This window comes from Streptomyces griseoviridis (genome assembly GCF_005222485.1).
Lineage (GTDB): Bacteria > Actinomycetota > Actinomycetes > Streptomycetales > Streptomycetaceae > Streptomyces > Streptomyces hintoniae.
Map to the genome: position 1 here is coordinate 5,968,744 of NZ_CP029078.1, position 15,723 is coordinate 5,984,466.

13 protein-coding genes are annotated in these 15,723 nt (G+C 72.3%); all 13 read left to right on the forward strand.

Annotated elements, in window-relative coordinates:
• The first annotated feature begins 25 nt into the window (after positions 1-25).
• The 13 genes from nrtL to glyA all read left to right on the forward strand — a co-directional run bounded on the left by nrtL (position 26) and on the right by glyA (position 15,583).
• Positions 26-1,141, forward strand: coding sequence for an ArgS-related anticodon-binding protein NrtL (gene nrtL / locus DDJ31_RS25950; RefSeq protein WP_127177972.1), 1,116 nt, complete (start codon positions 26-28; stop codon positions 1,139-1,141).
• A gap of 75 nt (positions 1,142-1,216) precedes the next feature.
• Entirely contained in the window at positions 1,217-2,608 is a 1,392-nt protein-coding gene (gene lysA / locus DDJ31_RS25955) for a diaminopimelate decarboxylase (protein ID WP_127177971.1), read from the forward strand.
• Between the two features lie 153 nt (positions 2,609-2,761).
• On the forward strand, positions 2,762-4,054 hold the full coding sequence (locus DDJ31_RS25960) for a homoserine dehydrogenase (RefSeq protein WP_127177970.1): 1,293 nt from the start codon (positions 2,762-2,764) through the stop codon (positions 4,052-4,054).
• A gap of 6 nt (positions 4,055-4,060) precedes the next feature.
• Positions 4,061-5,119, forward strand: coding sequence for a threonine synthase (thrC, locus tag DDJ31_RS25965; protein ID WP_127177969.1), 1,059 nt, complete (start codon positions 4,061-4,063; stop codon positions 5,117-5,119).
• 328 nt (positions 5,120-5,447) lie between these two features.
• Positions 5,448-6,365 carry a homoserine kinase gene (gene thrB, locus DDJ31_RS25970; protein WP_127177968.1) on the forward strand — a complete coding sequence of 306 codons (918 nt, stop codon included), beginning with the start codon at positions 5,448-5,450 and terminating at the stop codon, positions 6,363-6,365.
• A gap of 408 nt (positions 6,366-6,773) precedes the next feature.
• Positions 6,774-8,825, forward strand: a complete 2,052-nt coding sequence (gene rho, locus DDJ31_RS25975) for a transcription termination factor Rho (RefSeq protein ID WP_127177967.1) — start codon at positions 6,774-6,776, stop codon at positions 8,823-8,825.
• 372 nt (positions 8,826-9,197) lie between these two features.
• The gene (locus DDJ31_RS25980; protein WP_127177966.1) at positions 9,198-10,337 is read left to right on the forward strand and encodes an LCP family protein; all 1,140 of its coding nucleotides are present in this window, start codon (positions 9,198-9,200) and stop codon (positions 10,335-10,337) included.
• Between the two features lie 236 nt (positions 10,338-10,573).
• Positions 10,574-10,798, forward strand: coding sequence for a 50S ribosomal protein L31 (rpmE, locus tag DDJ31_RS25985; RefSeq protein ID WP_093834436.1), 225 nt, complete (start codon positions 10,574-10,576; stop codon positions 10,796-10,798).
• Between the two features lie 106 nt (positions 10,799-10,904).
• Complete coding sequence (gene prfA / locus DDJ31_RS25990) at positions 10,905-11,981, forward strand: peptide chain release factor 1 (RefSeq protein WP_127177965.1); 1,077 nt, start codon at positions 10,905-10,907, stop codon at positions 11,979-11,981.
• A gap of 49 nt (positions 11,982-12,030) precedes the next feature.
• Positions 12,031-12,876: a peptide chain release factor N(5)-glutamine methyltransferase gene (gene prmC, locus DDJ31_RS25995; protein WP_127177964.1), complete on the forward strand. Its 846-nt coding sequence runs from the start codon at positions 12,031-12,033 to the stop codon at positions 12,874-12,876.
• A gap of 52 nt (positions 12,877-12,928) precedes the next feature.
• Complete coding sequence (locus DDJ31_RS26000) at positions 12,929-13,576, forward strand: L-threonylcarbamoyladenylate synthase (protein WP_127177963.1); 648 nt, start codon at positions 12,929-12,931, stop codon at positions 13,574-13,576.
• Positions 13,573-14,268 (forward strand): protein-tyrosine-phosphatase, encoded by a 696-nt coding sequence (locus DDJ31_RS26005; protein ID WP_127177962.1) that lies wholly within the window; start codon positions 13,573-13,575, stop codon positions 14,266-14,268. Before DDJ31_RS26000 ends, DDJ31_RS26005 begins: the two co-directional genes overlap by 4 nt.
• A gap of 70 nt (positions 14,269-14,338) precedes the next feature.
• Positions 14,339-15,583 (forward strand): serine hydroxymethyltransferase, encoded by a 1,245-nt coding sequence (glyA, locus tag DDJ31_RS26010; RefSeq protein WP_127177961.1) that lies wholly within the window; start codon positions 14,339-14,341, stop codon positions 15,581-15,583.
• Positions 15,584-15,723: the final 140 nt, after the last annotated feature.

A 15,723-nucleotide genomic window follows, 5' to 3' on the forward strand; every position in this document is an offset into this window, starting at 1 on the left:
CCCCCTCCTCCCCTACGCTGGGGCCGTGACCTCCGTCGACCTCTCTCGTACCGTGCTGCGCGCGGTGCGTCGTGCTGTCGATGACGGGGAGCTGCGCGTCGAGCCTCCCGAGCGGGTCGTCGTCACGACCCCCGGGGGTGGCGGGTGGGGGGACTACGCCACCAACGTCGCTCTCCAGCTCGCCCGGCCCGCCGGGCAGCCCGCGCTGCGGGTCGCCGAGATCCTCCGGCCCCGGCTCATCGGGCTCGACGGCATCGACGACGTCCTCGTCACCGGGCCCGGGTTCCTCAACATCCGGCTCCGGGACACCGTCTCCGTCGACCTGGTCCACGACATCCTGCGCCGCGGGACCCGGTACGGGTTCGTCGACGTCCCCCAGGGCTCCCAGGGCTTCCGAAGCGGTCCTCCCGCTTCCCCCGCCCCCCTCCCCCTCCCACTGCACAGTCCCGGCGACGTCCGTTCCCTCGTCGTCATGGACGTCGTCGCCCGGCTTCTGCGGGCCCAAGGGGTGGTCGTTCGCACCCGGTGTCTCGATTCCTCGGTCGCGCCCTCGCTCGCTGACCAGTGGGGCGTTCGCGTCGATGGGTATGGAGCGGCAGGCTCAGACACCCCGGACCTCGGCGCTCTCTCCAGCCCTCCGTGTTCCCTTCAGCCTCGGCCCTGTTCCGGTGATCCCCTCTTCCTCGGGATCGACGCCGGGCGGTGGGCGTTGTTGCATCCCGCGCCGCACGATGCCGTCCGGCTCACCGGTGATCATCTCGTCCAGCGGGAGAGCAACCCCCTCTTCCGGGTCCGGTACGCGCACGCCCGTGCCCGTGCCGTCCTGCGCAACGGCTCGGAGCTGGGGCTCGCCCCGCGCCCCGGCGCCACCGGGGTCGCCGACGCCGCTCTGCTCGCCGTGCTCGCCGACCACCCCCGGGTGCTGCGTCGCGCCGCCGAGACCCGCGCCCCCGACCGGCTCACCCGGCATCTCGTCGCCGTCGCCGATGCCGCGCTCCCCTTTCTCGTCACGGTGCTGCCCCGCGGCGACGAGAAACCCTCGGCCGCCCACCGTGCCCGGCTCGCGCTCGCCGAAGCCGTCGGGGCGGTGCTGGCCGGTGGCCTGTCCCTGCTCGGCATCGACGCACCCGACCACCTCTGAGTCACCCATGACGCCCTCACACCGCCGTGAGCCACGTGCGCCCAGAGATTCCGCAGAGAGCCAGAGAGTCCTGTCATGAGCCGTTCCGCACACCCCGCCGGTCCCCGGCACGCCGATGTCCTGCCCGAGGGGCACTACTCCGCGCCGCCCGCCGACCTCAACTCCCTCGACGCCAAGGTGTGGTCGCAGACCGTGGGGCGGGACGCGGACGGTGTCGTCACCGTCGGCGGGGTCTCCGTGCAGGCGCTCGCCGAGGAGTTCGGCACGCCCGCCTACATCATGGACGAGGACGACTTCCGGGCCCGCGCGCGGGCCTGGCGGACCGCGTTCGGGCCCGACGCCGACGTCTTCTACGCGGGCAAGGCGTTCCTGTCCCGGGCCGTCGTGCGCTGGCTGCACGAAGAAGGGCTGAATCTCGACGTCTGCTCGGGCGGGGAGCTGGCTACCGCGCTCTCCGCCGGGATGCCCGCCGACCGGATCGCCTTCCACGGCAACAACAAGTCCGTCGACGAGATCGAGCGCGCCGTGCGGGCCGGTGTCGGACGGATCGTGCTCGACTCCTTCCAGGAGATCGTGCGGGTCGCGCACATCGCGCAGTCCCTCGGCAAGCGGCAGCCGGTGCAGATCCGGATCACCGTCGGCGTCGAGGCGCACACCCACGAGTTCATCGCCACCGCCCACGAGGACCAGAAGTTCGGGATCCCGCTGGCCGGCGGGCAGGCCGCCGAGGCCGTCCGCAGGGCCCTCCAGCTCGACGGGCTGGAACTGATCGGCATCCACTCCCACATCGGCTCCCAGATCTTCGACATGTCCGGCTTCGAGGTCGCCGCGCAGCGCGTCGTCGGGCTGCTCAAGGACGTCCGTGACGAGCACGGCGTCGAACTGCCCGAGATCGACCTCGGCGGCGGCCTCGGCATCGCCTACACCAGCGACGACGACCCCCGCGAGCCGCACGAGATCGCCAAGGCGCTGACCGAGATCGTCGGCCGGGCCTGCGAGGCCGCGCGGCTGCGCACGCCCCGGATCTCCGTCGAGCCCGGACGCGCCATCGTCGGCCCCACCGCCTTCACGCTGTACCGGGTGGGCACCACCAAGCACCTCGACGGGCTGCGCACCTACGTCTCCGTCGACGGCGGCATGTCCGACAACATCCGCACCGCGCTCTACGACGCCGAGTACAGCGTCGCCCTGGTCTCGCGGACCAGCGACGCCGGGCCGATGCTCGCCCGGGTCGTCGGCAAGCACTGCGAGAGCGGTGACATCGTGGTGAAGGACGCGTTCCTGCCCGCCGATCTGGCCCCCGGCGACCTGCTCGCGGTACCGGCGACCGGCGCCTACTGCCGCTCCATGGCCAGCAACTACAACCATGTGCTGCGCCCGCCGGTCGTCGCCGTCCGCGACGGCGAGGCCCGGGTCGTCGTCCGCCGGGAGACCGAGGAGGACCTGCTGCGGCTCGACGTCGGCTGAGCGGCCGGGGCCGACCGGCCCAGGCGGAAGATCTGCGGTCCAGGGGTCGCGGCAAAATGGAATAAACGTCTCACAATCCGGACCCGGCGCAGAAAGTCCCGTCCGGTGAGTGAGACTGGTCCCACCGTAGACGGTATGAGGAAACGAGGTCGGATGATGCGTACGCGTCCGCTGAAAGTGGCGCTGCTGGGCTGTGGAGTGGTCGGCTCAGAGGTGGCGCGCATCATGACGACGCACGCCGCCGACCTCGCCGCCAGGATCGGCGCCCCGATCGAGCTGGCCGGGGTCGCCGTGCGGCGGCCGGGCAAGGCGCGTGAGGGCATCCCGCCCGAGCTGGTCACCACCGACGCCACCGCGCTCGTCAAACGCGGCGACATCGACGTCGTCGTCGAGGTCATCGGCGGCATCGAGCCCGCCCGCTCCCTCATCACCACCGCCTTCGAGCACGGCGCCTCCGTCGTCTCCGCCAACAAGGCGCTGCTCGCCCAGGACGGCGCGGCCCTGCACGCGGCGGCGGGCGAGCACGGCCGGGACCTCTACTACGAGGCCGCCGTCGCCGGTGCCATCCCGCTGATCCGCCCGCTGCGCGAGTCCCTCGCGGGCGACAAGGTGAACCGGGTCCTCGGCATCGTCAACGGCACCACCAACTTCATTCTCGACAAGATGGACTCCACCGGCGCCGGCTACCAGGAGGCCCTCGACGAGGCCACCGCGCTCGGCTACGCGGAGGCCGACCCGACCGCCGACGTCGAAGGGTTCGACGCCGCCGCCAAGGCCGCCATCCTCGCCGGGATCGCCTTCCACACCCGGGTGCGCCTCGACGACGTCTACCGCGAGGGCATGACGGAGGTGACCGCCGCCGACTTCGCCTCCGCCAGGAACATGGGCTGCACCATCAAGCTCCTCGCCATCTGCGAGCGGGCGGCCGACGGCGGCTCCGTCACCGCGCGGGTGCACCCCGCCATGATCCCGCTGACCCACCCGCTCGCCTCCGTGCGCGGCGCGTACAACGCCGTCTTCGTCGAGTCCGACGCGGCGGGCCAGCTGATGTTCTACGGTCCGGGCGCCGGTGGCGCCCCGACCGCGTCCGCCGTGCTCGGCGACCTCGTCGCCGTGTGCCGCAACCGTCTCAACGGCGCGACGGGACCGGGCGAGTCGGCCTACGCGGCCCTGACCGTGTCGCCCATGGGCGACGTCGTCACCCGCTACCACATCAGCCTCGACGTCGCCGACAAACCGGGCGTCCTGGCGCAGGTGGCCACCGTCTTCGCGGAGCACGGGGTGTCGATCGACACCGTTCGGCAGAAGGGCAAGGACGGCGAGGCATCGCTCGTCGTCGTCACCCACCGCGCGTCCGACGCCTCCCTCACCGGGACCGTCGAGGCGCTGCGCAAGCTCGACACCGTGCGGGGTGTCGCCAGCATCATGCGGGTTGAAGGGGAGTAACGAGCAATGACCCACCAGTGGCGCGGAATCATCGAGGAGTACCGGGACCGGCTGCCCGTCTCCGACAGCACGCCGGTCGTGACGCTCCGCGAGGGCGGTACGCCGCTCGTGCCCGCGCAGGTGCTCTCCGAGCGCACCGGCTGCGAGGTCCACCTCAAGGTGGAGGGCGCCAACCCGACCGGCTCCTTCAAGGACCGCGGGATGACGATGGCCATCACCCGGGCCAAGGAGGAGGGCGCGAAGGCCGTCATCTGCGCCTCCACCGGCAACACGTCGGCGAGCGCCGCCGCGTACGCGGTGCGGGCCCAGATGGTCTGCGCGGTGCTCGTCCCGCAGGGCAAGATCGCGCTCGGCAAGATGGGCCAGGCCCTCGTGCACGGCGCGAAGATCCTCCAGGTCGACGGCAACTTCGACGACTGCCTCACGCTGGCCCGCTCGCTCAGCGACAACTACCCGGTGGCGCTGGTCAATTCGGTGAACCCGGTGCGCATCGAGGGGCAGAAGACGGCGGCCTTCGAGATCGTCGACATGCTCGGTGACGCCCCCGACATCCACGTCCTGCCGGTCGGCAACGCGGGCAACATCACCGCCTACTGGAAGGGCTACCGGGAGTACGCGGCCGACGGTGTCGCGACCAAGACCCCCCGGATGTGGGGCTACCAGGCCAGCGGCAGCGCCCCGCTCGTGCGCGGCGAGATCGTCAAGGACCCCTCGACGATCGCCACCGCGATCCGCATCGGCAACCCCGCCTCCTGGCAGTACGCGCTGGCCGCGCGGGACGAGTCGGGCGGCCACATCGACGAGGTGACGGACCGTGAGATCCTGCGCGCCTACCGGCTGTTGGCCGCGCAGGAGGGCGTCTTCGTGGAGCCCGCGTCGGCCGCGTCGGTCGCCGGTCTGCTGAAGGCCGCCGAGCAGGGCAAGGTCGACCCGGGCCAGCGCATCGTCTGCACCGTGACCGGCAACGGCCTCAAGGACCCCGACTGGGCCGTGGCCGGCGCCCCGCAGCCGGTGACCGTCCCGGTCGACGCGGCGACGGCGGCCGAGCGCCTCGGTCTGGGCTGAACCGCCCGGCCGGAGTGAACCGAGGACCCGTGGGTGTTCCCGGCGGAGGAGGCTGAGCCGCTTCGCCGGGGGCGCTCCGGGAGCCCCGGGCCCGGGAAAGCCCTGGGAAAGGTGCACGAGGGGCTTACGACACGCATCGTGCGCCTCCTGTGCGCCCTATGTCGCCACAGAACCTTCCTTCGATAGGCTGTACCGAACCCGCCCGCAGCATATGCCTCCGCATATCCGCGGTGCCTCGCCGTTTCCGCGGCCCCTGGGTCTCCCCGTACGTATCGAATGTCATCGAGTGTCTTCGACAATCACGCAGCTCAAGGAGAGTCATCGAGCGATGGCCGGTCCAGCGTTCCGCGCCGCCGCCGTCCGGGTGCGCACCCCCGCCACCAGCGCCAACCTCGGTCCGGGCTTCGACGCCCTCGGCCTGTCGTTGGGGCTCTACGACGACGTCGTCGTCCGGGTGGCCGACTCAGGGCTGCACATCGACATCGCGGGTGAGGGCGGCGCGACCCTGCCCCGGGACGAGAACCACCTGCTCGTCCGCTCCCTGCGCACCGCCTTCGACCTGCTGGGCGGACAGCCCAGGGGCCTGGAGATCGTCTGCGCCAACCGCATCCCGCACGGCCGCGGGCTCGGCTCCTCGTCGGCCGCCATCTGCGCCGGCATCGTCGCCGCCCGCGCCGTGACGATAGGCGGCGACCACAAGCTCGACGACGCCGCGCTGCTGGAGCTGGCCACCGAGATCGAGGGCCACCCCGACAACGTCGCCGCCTGTCTGCTCGGCGGGTTCACGCTCTCCTGGATGGAGGCGGGCGCCGCGCGCGCGATCAGGATGGAGCCCGCCGATTCCATCGTTCCGGTGGTTTTCGTGCCCGGGAAGCCGGTGCTGACGGAGACCGCGCGCGGACTGCTGCCGCGTTCCGTGCCGCACGTCGACGCCGCGGCCAACGCGGGCCGCGCCGCGCTGCTCGTCGAGGCCCTCACCCGCCGCCCCGAGCTGCTGCTGCCCGCCACCGAGGACCGGCTGCACCAGGAGTACCGGGCCCCGGCGATGCCGGAGAGCGCGGCGCTCGTGGAGCGGTTGCGGGCCGACGGCGTGCCGGCCGTCATCTCGGGCGCGGGCCCCACGGTGCTCGCGCTGGCCGACGAGGCGAGCGCCGACAAGGTCGCCCATCTGGCAGGCGAGGGCTGGGCCGCGAACCGGCTGCGGCTCGACGCCCGGGGAGCGAGCGTGCTCCCGCTTGCGCCCTGACACCTGGTTGCCGGATTTCGAGAGGGGGAATGTTTGTTGGATCCGGTAGTGTTAATCTCAAGTCTGCACCCGACCCCACCATGGCGAGGTGCTTCGTGTCCCCGTCCGGGACAGACATTCTTCCGGGAGCCTCCCAAGCCGCACGGTGTTCCGTACGACGTACCTGAGCGGTACCTCGTGCGTCGGCACTGAGCGACTTGCCGGGCACGCTCCGGAACTGGTGCGACCAAGCCCCGTGACACCGACTTCAGGTGCCACGTCTTCGGGAAGCGCCATCACCAGAAATTTCCTCCGCCGCTTAGGCGGACCACCGCCCCGGCACGGTCCACACAGCAAGGACCGCAGCCGGACAGCACAACCGGTCGCCGAGCCAGACAGGCCGACGTCCGCTCCAGGGAAGGACCCTTCGTGAGCGACACCACCGATCTGATGGGCGCGCGTGTCGAGGAGACCGCTGCCGCGCCCGCCACGGACGCCTCCGCGCCTGCCGCCGGTGCCGGCTCCCGGCGGCGCCGCGGTACCGGCCTCGACGGCATGGTGCTGGCCGAGCTTCAGCAGGTCGCCTCGGGCCTCGGTATCAGGGGCACCGCGCGGATGCGCAAGAGCCAGCTGATCGAGGTCATCAAGGAGGCGCAGGCGGGCGGCGGAGCCGCTCCGGCCAAGGCCGACGCCGCCCCCGAGACCAAGCCGAAGCGCCGGGCCACCTCCAAGGCCCGCACCGGCGAGGAGTCCGCCGCCGTCGCGGAGAAGAAGGCCGCGGCCGAGGCCCCCGCCGACAAGGCCGCGGCCCAGCAGCAGATCGACATCCCCGGCCAGCCGGCCGGCGGCCCCTCCCGCGCGGGCGACGCCGAGCGCTCCGGGGACGACGCTCCCGCCGAGCGCCGTCGCCGCCGTGCCACCGCCGACGCGGGCAGCCCCGCGGGCGCCGAGAGCGCCGTCGTCGAGACGAAGAGCGAGCCGAAGGCGGAGGCGCAGTCCCAGCAGGGCGACGCCGGTGACGCCGAGGGCCGCGGCCGCCGCGACCGCAGGGACCGGGACCGCGACCGCGGTGGCCGCGACCGCGACCGCCGCGGCAAGGGCGACGACCAGCAGGGCCAGGGCGGCCAGCGCCAGCAGCAGGGCGGCGGCCGTCAGGACCGGCAGGAGCGCCAGGACCGGCAGGACCGGCAGGACCGCAACAACGGCCCGCAGGACCGCAACAACGGTCCCCAGGACGACGACGACTTCGAGGGCGGCAGGCGTGGCCGTCGCGGGCGCTACCGCGACCGCCGTGGCCGTCGCGGCCGTGACGACGTGGCCGAGCCGCAGGTCGCCGACGACGATGTGCTGATCCCCGTCGCGGGCATCCTCGACATCCTCGACAACTACGCGTTCATCCGCACCTCCGGCTACCTGCCGGGCCCCAACGACGTGTACGTCTCCCTCGCGCAGGTCCGCAAGAACGGTCTGCGCAAGGGCGATCACGTCACCGGCGCGGTCCGGCAGCCGAAGGAGGGCGAGCGCCGCGAGAAGTTCAACGCGCTGGTCCGCCTCGACTCCGTCAACGGCATGGCGCCCGAACACGGCCGCGGGCGGCCGGAGTTCAACAAGCTGACGCCCCTCTACCCGCAGGACCGCCTGCGGTTGGAGACCGACCCGGGCGTGCTGACCACCCGGATCATCGACATGGTGTCGCCGATCGGCAAGGGCCAGCGCGGTCTGATCGTGGCCCCGCCGAAGACCGGCAAGACCATGATCATGCAGGCGATCGCCAACGCCATCACGCACAACAACCCCGAGTGCCACCTGATGGTCGTCCTGGTCGACGAGCGTCCCGAAGAGGTCACCGACATGCAGCGGTCGGTGAAGGGCGAGGTCATCTCCTCGACCTTCGACCGTCCCGCCGAGGACCACACGACCGTCGCCGAGCTGGCCATCGAGCGCGCCAAGCGCCTGGTGGAGCTGGGTCACGACGTCGTCGTCCTGCTCGACTCGATCACCCGCCTGGGCCGCGCGTACAACCTCGCCGCCCCGGCCTCCGGCCGCATCCTGTCCGGTGGTGTCGACTCGACGGCCCTGTACCCGCCGAAGCGCTTCTTCGGCGCGGCCCGCAACATCGAGGACGGCGGCTCGCTGACCATCCTCGCCACCGCCCTGGTGGACACCGGGTCCCGCATGGACGAGGTGATCTTCGAGGAGTTCAAGGGCACCGGCAACATGGAGCTCAAGCTCGACCGGAAGCTCGCCGACAAGCGCATCTTCCCGGCGGTGGACGTCGACGCGTCCGGTACCCGCAAGGAGGAGATCCTGCTCGGCGCCGAGGAGCTGGCCGTCGTCTGGAAGCTGCGCCGGGTGCTGCACGCGCTCGACCAGCAGCAGGCGATCGAGCTGCTTCTCGACAAGATGAAGCAGACCAAGTCCAACGGCGAGTTCCTGATGCAGATCCAGAAGACGACGCCCACCCCCGGCAACGGCGACTGACCGTTCTCCGGAAGTGCGCGAGGCGGCCCCTGTCACGGACGTGACGGGGGCCGCCTCCGTGTCCGCGCCCCCGCCTCCGTATCCCCGTCCCCGTCCCCGGGGCGAGACCTTTGCCACAGCCGCCCCCGTCCGCCGGGCGTCCGGCGCGGCCGGCGTCCGGTGCCGTCACCCCAGGTGAGCGAGGCGTGTCGCGGTGCGGCCGTCACGCCTCGTGTCCGGCGCGGCACCGAGCGGTCTCCTGGCGCCGTGCAACGCTTTCCCCGGTTTCCCCGTCTGACCTGACGGGGTGAGGATGGTGCGGTAAGGGTCGAAAAGACCAGACCTGTCCCTGAACGCAGGGGGTAACCGACCGGGACGAGATGCGAGGAGCACATGTCCGCCGAGAGCACGCCGGAGCCCGGCATACCGGGCGACACCGGGCCCACCGGCCCACGCCGAGGCGCCAAGGGCCGCAGGCGCGGGCCACGCGGCCGGCACCACACGGCCATGGTCGTGATGGCCTGGACCGCGGCGGGCATCGTCCTGCTGGGCGGCACCGGAGCCGGCTACGTCTACTTCAAGCTCAACGGCAACATCAAGAGCGTCGACATCAACCAGCTGCTGGGCACCGACCGGCCCAAGAAGGTCGACAACGGCTCCGAGAACATCCTGGTCCTCGGCTCGGACTCGCGCTCGGGCGCCAACAAGCGGCTCGGCGGCGGCGCCGACGACGGCAGCGCCCGCTCCGACACCGCGATGATCGTGCACGTCTACAAGGGCCACCAGAAGGCCACCGTGGTCTCCGTCCCGCGCGACACCCTCGTCGACCGGCCCGCCTGCACCGACACCCGGGGCACCGAGCACGACGCGGCCTCCGGCGTCATGTTCAACTCCGCGTACTCCACCGGCGGCGCCACCTGCGCCGTCAAGACCGTCGAGTCGCTCACCGGCATCCGCATGGACCACTATCTGGAGGTCGACTTCAACGGCTTCCAGAAGCTCGTCGACGAGCTGGGCGGCGTCGACGTCACCACCACCAAGGCCATCAAGGACCCCGAGAGCCACCTCGACCTCGCCGCGGGCACCCACCGCCTCGACGGGCAGCAGGCCCTCGGCCTGGTCCGCACCCGGCACGCCGTGGGCGACGGCTCCGACCTCGGCCGCATCCAGCTCCAGCAGGCCTTCGTGAAGGCGCTGGTCGACCAGGTCAAGAGCATCGGCGTCCTCACCGACCCGAAGAAGCTCTACGACCTCGCCGACACCGCCACCAAGACCGTCACCGCCGACTCCGACCTCGGCTCGGTGAACTCGCTGGTCACCTTCGCCGAGGGCCTCAAGGGCATCTCCTCCCGCCACCTGACGATGGTCACCATGCCGGTCCGCTACGACCCCGCCGACGCCAACCGCGTCCTCGTCGAGGACGCCAAGGCCCGGCAGATGTGGACGGCCCTGGAGAACGACCGCCCGATCCCCAGGTCGGCCACCGAGGGCACCGCCACGGGCGAGGCCGCCGGCGTCGTCGGCGGCGGATAAGGCCCCCGGGCCCCGGCGCGGGCGAGCGGGCGGCGCCGGGGGAGCGCGGGGAGCGCGGGAGTCCGGGGAGCGCGCGGGGAGTCCGGGGGCGTCCGGGGTGTCCGGGGGGAATAGATCACCATGACCCCCCGTTTTGGGTGATGGCCCCAGTCCTGGCAGACTGGTACGTCGGCCCCGGTTCACGCCTCCGCATCCCGCGGCTGCGACCCGGCGCCCTCCCGAACCTAGGAGACACCTTGAAGCGCGACATCCACCCCGAGTACGTCGAGACCCAGGTCAGCTGCACCTGTGGCGCGTCGTTCACCACCCGCAGCACCATCGACTCCGGCACCGTCCGGGCCGAGGTCTGCTCCGAGTGCCACCCGTTCTACACGGGCAAGCAGAAGATCCTCGACACCGGTGGCCGCGTGGCCCGCTTCGAGGCCCGCTTCGGCAAGGCCGCCGCCGGCTCCAAGAAGTAGCGAGCCCCATATCGCCGGTCCACGGCCGCGCCCCGCACGGGGCGCGCCGGGACCGGCGTTTTTGGTCGCCCGCCTGCCCCTCACCCGCAGTATTCAGGAGCCCAAGATGTTCGAGGCCGTCGAGGAACTCGTCGGTGAGCACGCCGACCTGGAGACGAAGCTCGCCGACCCGTCGGTCCACTCCGACCAGGCCAACGCGCGCCGGCTGAACAAGCGCTACGCCGAGCTGACCCCGATCGTCGCCACGTACCGCTCCTGGAGGCAGACCGGCGACGACATCGAGACCGCGCGTGAACTCGCCGCCGAGGACCCGGAGTTCGCCGCCGAGGTCAAGGAACTGGACAAGCAGCGCGAGCAGCTCACCGAGAAGCTGCGGCTGCTGCTCGTCCCCCGCGACCCCAGCGACGACAAGGACGTCATCCTCGAGGTCAAGGCGGGCGCGGGCGGCGACGAGTCCGCGCTGTTCGCCGGGGACCTGCTGCGGATGTACCTGCGCTACGCCGAGCGGGTCGGCTGGAAGACCGAGATCATCGACGCCACCGAGTCCGAGCTGGGCGGCTACAAGGACGTCCAGGTCGCCGTCAAGACCAAGGGCGGCCAGGGCGCCACCGAGCCGGGACAGGGCGTCTGGGCCCGCCTGAAGTACGAGGGCGGCGTGCACCGCGTGCAGCGGGTGCCGGCCACCGAGTCCCAGGGCCGCATCCACACCTCGGCCGCCGGTGTCCTGGTGACCCCGGAGGCGGAGGAGGTCGACGTCGAGATCAACCCGAACGACCTGCGCATCGACGTCTACCGCTCCTCGGGCCCCGGCGGGCAGTCCGTCAACACCACCGACTCCGCCGTGCGCATCACGCACCTCCCCACCGGAGTCGTCGCCTCCTGCCAGAACGAGAAGAGCCAGCTCCAGAACAAGGAGCAGGCGATGCGTATCCTGCGCTCCAGGCTGCTCGCGGCCGCGCAGGAGGAAGCGGAGAAGGAGGCCGCGGACGCCCGCCGCAGCCAGGTCCGCACCGTCGACCGCTCCGAGAAGATCCGCACCTACAACTTCCCGGAGAACCGACTCTCGGACCACCGCGTCGGCTTCAAGGCCTACAACCTCGACCAGGTCCTCGACGGCGACCTCGACGCGGTCATCCAGGCCTGCGTCGACGCCGACTCGGCGGCGAAGCTGGCGGCCGCGTAAGAACGACCGACGCGAGAACGCGCGAACGAGTACGACACGGAGGACTTGCGTGAACCTGCTGCTCGCAGAGGTGGCACAGGCCACCCAGCGGCTGGCCGACGCCGGCGTGCCCTCGCCGCGCAACGACGCGGAGGAGCTCGCCGCGTTCGTGCACGGCGTGAAGCGGGGCGCGCTGCACTCCGTGAAGGACTCGGACTTCGACGCCAGGTACTGGGAGGTCATCGCCCGGCGCGAACAGCGCGAGCCGCTCCAGCACATCACCGGACGGGCCTACTTCCGCTACCTGGAACTCCAGGTCGGACCCGGCGTCTTCGTGCCGAGACCGGAGACCGAGTCGGTCGTCGGCTGGGCCATAGACGCCGTGCGCGCCATGGACGTCGTCGAACCGCTCATCGTCGACCTGTGCACCGGATCGGGCGCCATCGCGCTCGCCCTCGCCCAGGAGGTGCCGCGCTCGCGCGTGCACGCCGTGGAGCTGTCCGAGGACGCCCTGGTGTGGACCCGCAAGAACATGGCCGACTCCCGGGTCGACCTGCGCCAGGGCAACGCCCTCGACGCCTTCCCCGACCTCGACGGCCAGGTCGACCTGGTCGTCTCCAACCCGCCGTACATCCCGCTCACCGAATGGGAGTACGTGGCCCCCGAGGCCCGCGACTACGACCCCCAACTCGCCCTGTTCTCAGGGGAGGACGGGCTCGACCTGATCCGCGGCCTGGAGCGGGCCGCACACCGCCTGCTGCGTCCCGGCGGCGTCGTCGTCATCGAGCACGCCGACACCCAGGGTGGCCAGGTGCCGTGGATCTTCACCGAGGAACGGGGCTGGGCCGACGCTGCCGACCACCCCGACCTCAACAACCGGCCGCGGTTCGCGACCGCCCGCAGGGCGCTGCCGTGAGCACGCGCCCCACTCCCATCCCGCAGCACGTGTACGAGGAGGCCCGCTAGATATGGCACGGCGATACGACACCAACGACGCGACCGACCGCACGACCGGTCTGCGCGAAGCCGCGTCCGCCGTCCGCCGTGGCGAGCTGGTCGTCCTCCCGACCGACACGGTGTACGGCATCGGCGCCGACGCGTTCTCCTCCGAGGCCGTCGTCGACCTCCTCGCCGCCAAGGGCCGCGGCCGCAACATGCCCACGCCCGTCCTCATCGGCTCCCCGAACACCCTGCACGGCCTCGTCACGGACTTCTCCGAGCTGGCCTGGGAACTCGTCGACGCCTTCTGGCCCGGCGCGCTCACCCTCGTCGCCAAGCACCAGCCGTCCCTGCAGTGGGACCTCGGCGACACCCGGGGCACGGTCGCGATCCGGATGCCGCTGCACCCCGTCGCCATCGAGCTGCTCAACGAGGTCGGCCCGATGGCCGTCTCCTCCGCCAACCTCACGGGACACCCCGCCCCCGAGACCTGCGACGCCGCCCAGAACATGCTGGGCGACTCCGTCTCCGTCTACCTCGACGGCGGCCCCACCCCCGCCAACATCCCCTCGTCCATCGTCGACGTCACCGGCCAGGTCCCGGTGCTGCTGCGGGCCGGCGCCCTCTCGGCCGAGCAGCTGCGCAAGGTCGTACCCGACCTCGAGGTGGCGAATTGACGGCCCCTGACGCGGGGCGTGGCATATGGGACGGGGAAGAGACGCGGACCTTCACGGGGCTGCCGCGTGACACCTTCCGCATCCTCCACGTCAGCACCGGCAACGTGTGCCGCTCGCCGATCACCGAGCGGCTCAACCGGCATGCCCTCGCGGACCGCCTCGGCACCCCTCCCCCCGGTTTCGCCGGGGGGAGCCCCATGGGCGGCCTGGTCGTGGAGAGCGCCGGCACCTGGGGCCACGAGGGCGCGCCCATGGAGGCCAACGCGGAGGCGGTCCTCGCCGACTTCGGCGCCGACGCCTCCGGGTTCGTCGGCCGTGAGCTGCTCGACGAGCACGTCATCATGGCCGACCTGGTGCTCACCGCGACCCGCGATCACCGCGCCCAGGTCATCTCCATGGGCCACTCCGCGGGGCTGCGCACCTTCACGCTGAAGGAGTTCACCCGCCTGGTGCGGGCCATCGACACCGCCACCCTGCCGCCCCTCGAGGACGGCCTGGTGGCCCGCGCCCGCGCCCTCGTGCGGGCCGCCGCCGCGCTGCGCGGCTGGCTGCTGGCGCCCACCGCGGACGCCGACGAGGTGCACGACCCCTACGGCGCCCCGCTGCCGTTCTTCCGCTCCATCGGCGACGAGATACACCAGGCCCTCGACCCGGTGGTCACCGCGCTCACCGGCGTGCCCGCCCGGATGTGACGGCACCGCGCACCCCGTCCGCCCCGGGCCTACATTGGACGTACGTCACCGTCGACGCCCGGAGCCCACCATGCCGGTCACCCGCATCCCCGCCGATGCCACCGATCTCCTGCGCCGCCAGGACCCGGAGCTGGCCGGAGTCCTGCTGGGGGAGCTGGCACGGCAGTCGACGACGCTCCAGCTGATCGCCGCCGAGAACTTCACCTCGCCCGCCGTCCTCGCCGCCCTCGGCTCACCGCTCGCCAACAAGTACGCCGAGGGCTACCCGGGCGCCAGGCACCACGGCGGCTGCGAGATCGTCGACGTCGCCGAGCGGATCGCCCGCGACCGGGCGACGGCCCTGTTCGGCGCCGCGCACGCCAACGTCCAGCCGCACTCGGGCTCCGCCGCCGTCCTCGCCGCCTACGCCGCGCTGCTGCGTCCCGGCGACACCGTGCTCGCCCTCGGGCTGCCCTACGGCGGCCACCTCACGCACGGCTCGCCCGCCAACTTCTCCGGCCGCTGGTTCGACTTCGTCGGCTACCGCGTCGACCCCGACACCGGCCTCGTCGACCACGAGCAGCTGCGCACGCTGGCCCGCGCGCACCGCCCCAAGGCCATCGTCTGCGGCTCCATCGCCTACCCCAGGCACCTCGACTACGCCCTGTTCCGGGAGGTCGCCGACGAGGTCGGCGCGTATCTGATCGCGGACGCCGCGCACCCGATGGGGCTGGTCGCCGGGGGAGCGGCGCCGAACCCCGTGCCGTACGCCGACATCGTCTGCGCCACCACGCACAAGGTGCTGCGCGGGCCGCGCGGCGGGATGCTGCTGTGCGGCGAGGAGCTGGCGGAGCGGGTCGACCGCGCGGTCTTCCCGTTCACCCAGGGCGGTGCGCAGATGCACACCATCGCCGCGAAGGCCGTCGCGTTCGGGGAGGCGGCGACGCCCGCCTTCGCCGGCTACGCCCACCAGGTGGTCGCCAACGCGCGGGTGCTCGCGGCCGGCCTCGCGCGGGAGGGCCTCGCGGTGACGACCGGCGGCACCGACACCCATCTGATCACCGCCGACCCCGCGCCGCTCGGCGTCGGCGGGCGGGAGGCGCGCGGGCTGCTCGCCGCCGCCGGGATCGTGCTCGACTCCTGCGCGCTGCCCCGTGCCGACGTGCGCGGGGTCCGCCTCGGCACCGCGGCCGTCACCACCCAGGGCATGCGCGAGCAGGAGATGGCGGGCGTCGCGGCGCTCCTCGCGGGCGTGCTGCGCGGCCGGGTGGAGGCCAGGCGGGCGCGCGAGGAGGTACGGGAACTGGTCACCGCGTTCCCGCCGTATCCCGGCTGACCTCCCGCGAACAGGTACGGTTTGCGGAATGGGCCCGGCGGTACGGGGTAGGCGGCGGTACCGGACGAGGCCCGCCGTGCGCGGGCGCACAGCCACCCGTGCAACCATCGTCGCTACCCGGTAGTCCCCACACATATGCG

What these genes read in the sequence shown, in the direction of transcription:
- lysA (WP_127177971.1), top strand. Translation starts at nt 1,217, where the DNA reads ATGAGCCGTTCCGCACACCCCGCCGGTCCCCGGCACGCCGATGTCCTG.
- DDJ31_RS25960 (WP_127177970.1), top strand. Translation starts at nt 2,762, where the DNA reads ATGATGCGTACGCGTCCGCTGAAAGTGGCGCTGCTGGGCTGTGGAGTG.
- thrC (WP_127177969.1), top strand. Translation starts at nt 4,061, where the DNA reads ATGACCCACCAGTGGCGCGGAATCATCGAGGAGTACCGGGACCGGCTG.
- thrB (WP_127177968.1), top strand. Translation starts at nt 5,448, where the DNA reads ATGGCCGGTCCAGCGTTCCGCGCCGCCGCCGTCCGGGTGCGCACCCCC.
- DDJ31_RS25980 (WP_127177966.1), top strand. Translation starts at nt 9,198, where the DNA reads ATGTCCGCCGAGAGCACGCCGGAGCCCGGCATACCGGGCGACACCGGG.
- prfA (WP_127177965.1), top strand. Translation starts at nt 10,905, where the DNA reads ATGTTCGAGGCCGTCGAGGAACTCGTCGGTGAGCACGCCGACCTGGAG.
- DDJ31_RS26000 (WP_127177963.1), top strand. Translation starts at nt 12,929, where the DNA reads ATGGCACGGCGATACGACACCAACGACGCGACCGACCGCACGACCGGT.
- glyA (WP_127177961.1), top strand. Translation starts at nt 14,339, where the DNA reads ATGCCGGTCACCCGCATCCCCGCCGATGCCACCGATCTCCTGCGCCGC.